Here is a 1,784-nt window from a genome sequence, read left to right as displayed (position 1 = left end):
CGGCGAGGCTCTCGGGAACCGGGGGCGTCGTCGGTGCCGGCCTGCTGGGAGCGAGCATCGGACATGCGCTGCGTTCCAAGGGCATCGACGTCATCCTCGCCGACACGTCGCCCGCGCAGCTGCGCCTCGCGATCGACTACGGAGCCGGTCGTGCCGCCGCCGGCGATGATGCGCCGGTGCTGGTCGTCGTCGCCGTGCCCCCGGATGTCACAGCCGATGTGATCGAGGCGGAGCTCGCCCGCTTCCCCGACGCTGTGGTGACCGATGTCGCGAGCGTGAAGCTCGAGCCGTTCCGCAGCCTGCAGGCCCGCGGGGTCGACCTGACCCGCTACATCGGCTCGCATCCGCTCGCCGGGCGTGAGCGCGGTGGCGCGATCTCCGCCCGCGCAGACCTGTTCATCGGACGCCCCTGGGTCGTCTGCCGCGATCACGACACCAAGGCCTCAGACCTCGCTCTCGTCGAGGCGCTCGCCCTGGACGTGGGGGCGATGCCCCTCGAGATGACTCCCGAGGAGCACGATCGCTCGGTCGCGCTGACCTCGCACGTGCCCCAGGTGGTCGCCAGCCTGCTCGCCGGCCGCCTCGCCGTGGCGGATGAGGGCGCGCTGCGCCTCTCTGGCCAGGGTGTGCGCGACACGACGCGCATCGCGGCATCCGCTCCCGAACTCTGGGTGCAGATCCTGGGAGCCAATGCGCGACCCGTGGTCGAGATCCTCGACCAGCTGGCAGCCGACCTCCGCGAGGTCTCCGATGCGTTGCGCACCCCGGACGCCCCCGGTGCTCGGCGCGTGGTCGCCGAGACGATCCGGCAGGGCAATGACGGTGTCGAGCGACTGCCGGGCAAGCACGGTCAGAACCAGAGGTTCGAGTCGCTCGTCGTGATGATCGACGACACCGCCGGCCAGCTCGGCCGTCTGTTCGGCGAACTCGGAGAGCTCGGCGTCAACGTCGAGGACCTCCGCCTCGAGCACTCGCCCGGCGCGCAGTTCGGTCTTGCGGAGATCAGCGTCGAACCGGCGGCTCTGCACGGGGCGATCATCGGACTCCAGGAACGCGGATGGCGGATTGCAGGTACGACCAATGACTGATTTCATCGCGATCGACGGGCCCGCCGGTTCCGGCAAGTCCAGTGTGTCCAAGGCCGTCGCCCGCACGCTGGGGTTCGGCTACCTCGACACCGGCTCGGCGTACCGGGCCCTCGCCTGGCATGTGCTCGACCGCGGCGCCGACACGGCCGACGCCGATGCGGTGCTCGCGGCGGTGTCGGAGTTCCCCGTGAGACTGGGCCTCGACCCCGACGACCGCACCGTTCAGGTCGGCGACATCGACGTGACCGACGCGATCCGGCAGCCGTCGGTCTCCGGTGCGGTCAGCGGCGTGGCGCGCGTGCCCGAGGTGCGCGAAGAGGTCAACCGTCTGTTCCGGTCCCTCGTGGCCGACGCCCCGTACCCGGCGGTCGTCGTCGAGGGCCGCGACATCACCACCGTCGTCGCCCCCGATGCTCCCGTGCGCATCCTGCTCACGGCTGCACCCGAGGTGCGCGCCGCACGACGTGCCGGCGAGCTCGCCGGCGAGAACGCCGAGGCAGTAGCCGCGGCACTGCACAAGCGCGACGCATCCGACAGCGCCGTCGTCGACTTCCTGAACGCCGCAGAGGGCGTCGAGGTCGTCGATTCGACGGAGCTCGATTTCCCACAGACCCTCGACGCCGTCCTCACGGTGATCGACCGAATCCGAGGAGTCCACCATGGCTGACGACGAAACCGAACGCCGCCCCGCCCACC

General features: G+C 70.8%; 2 protein-coding genes. Both read left to right on the top strand.

What is annotated here, in order from left to right:
• Window positions 1–1,088 (top strand): prephenate dehydrogenase (locus J7E68_RS19260; protein ID WP_215175148.1); only part of this gene is annotated, 1,088 nt, incomplete at its 5' end.
• Window positions 1,081–1,755, top strand: a complete 675-nt coding sequence (cmk, locus tag J7E68_RS19255; RefSeq protein ID WP_215175147.1) for a (d)CMP kinase — start codon at window positions 1,081–1,083, stop codon at window positions 1,753–1,755. The genes J7E68_RS19260 and cmk, both read left to right, overlap by 8 nt.
• Window positions 1,756–1,784: the final 29 nt, after the last annotated feature.

It is taken from the genome of Microbacterium sp. ISL-103 (assembly GCF_018613995.1).
In the GTDB taxonomy this organism is placed as follows: domain Bacteria; phylum Actinomycetota; class Actinomycetes; order Actinomycetales; family Microbacteriaceae; genus Microbacterium.
This window is presented reverse-complemented; position numbering and strand designations above follow the sequence as displayed.

Excerpts from the sequence above, each read along its gene's own strand:
- cmk (WP_215175147.1), top strand. The coding sequence starts at position 1,081 with ATGACTGATTTCATCGCGATCGACGGGCCCGCCGGTTCCGGCAAGTCC.